The sequence below is a fragment of the Calyptranema fuscum S582 genome (assembly GCF_055793305.1).
In genome coordinates, this window is the sequence record NZ_JBSLYH010000132.1 from 1 (window position 1) to 1055 (window position 1055).

The following is a 1055-nucleotide window of genomic DNA, read 5'->3' on the forward strand; positions in this document are numbered from 1 at the left end:
GATGTATTTTTAGACACACATGGTATAGCTCCCGCAGAAGATTTCCAAATCGCACTTTGGCATCGCTTGTGCGACTCTGATGTGTTGATTATGCTGGATACTCCTGGTTATTTTGAAAGCCGTTGGACGAGTGCCGAGTTTGGGCGGGCATTAGCAAAAGGGATCTCAGTTTTACGCATTGCATGGCCCGGTGTGACTGCCTCAAAACGCACATCTACAACCAGCAGTATCAATCTTGTAGAAGAGGATATCGATTTAGCTACGGGTTGTCTGACGGATGAAACCATTACGCGAATTTGCTTACAGGTTGAGGCTTTACGTAGCCAGAGTCATGCTGTCCGAAGCCTAAATTTAGTTAGCCTGCTGCGGGGAGGGATCGAAAGAATTGGGGGAAGTGTGACGGGCGTTGGGGTCAATAAGTCTGTCTATATTCAATTAGCTGATGGTAGGGATGTCGTTGTCCATCCTACCGTAGGTGTTCCAACTTCAACGACGTTGCATGAGGCCATGAAAAACTCACCAGAGTGTTCTACGGCGGTTGTTTTTGACCATGTGGGCTTACACCCGAACTGGATAGAACACCTTGATTGGTTGGGTAGTAGAATTAAAGCGCCATGCTGGGTGAAGGCTCATGAAGTTGCTTGGCGGTTTGCCGACTGGGAGGGATAAGCAATGGGTGCTATTTTTCTGTCTGCTAGCATTCCTGTAGAAGGGCGAGGCAACTATTATGAGACCGCAGATCCCTTCCTGATTCAGTTTGCGGTACGAGAGTTTTTGACAGCCGTAATTCGTGATTGGCAAATCGTTTGGGGAGGGCATCCAGCGATTACGCCTATGATATTGACCATCTGCGAAGACTTGAACGTTAACTATTCAGATGCTGTCATTTTGTATCAGAGCCGATTCTTCGAGGGGCAATTTCCTCAAGAGAATACTCGCTTTGACAACGTTATTCTGGTTGATGCAGTATCAGAAGACCGTGACAGGAGCCTACTTCGGATGAGGGAAGAAATGCTCTCGCGTCCCGACTTGAAGGCAGCCGTATTTATCGGTGG

Annotated in this window: 1 protein-coding gene and 1 pseudogene; both read left to right on the top strand. The window is 47.8% G+C overall.

What is annotated here, in order from left to right:
- Positions 1–669 (top strand): annotated as a pseudogene (locus ACR6Z4_RS32185) (toll/interleukin-1 receptor domain-containing protein); the annotation flags it as partial.
- 3 nt (positions 670–672) lie between these two features.
- A partial coding sequence (locus ACR6Z4_RS32190; protein ID WP_479721396.1) for an SLOG domain-containing protein occupies positions 673–1055 on the top strand: 383 nt, incomplete at its 3' end.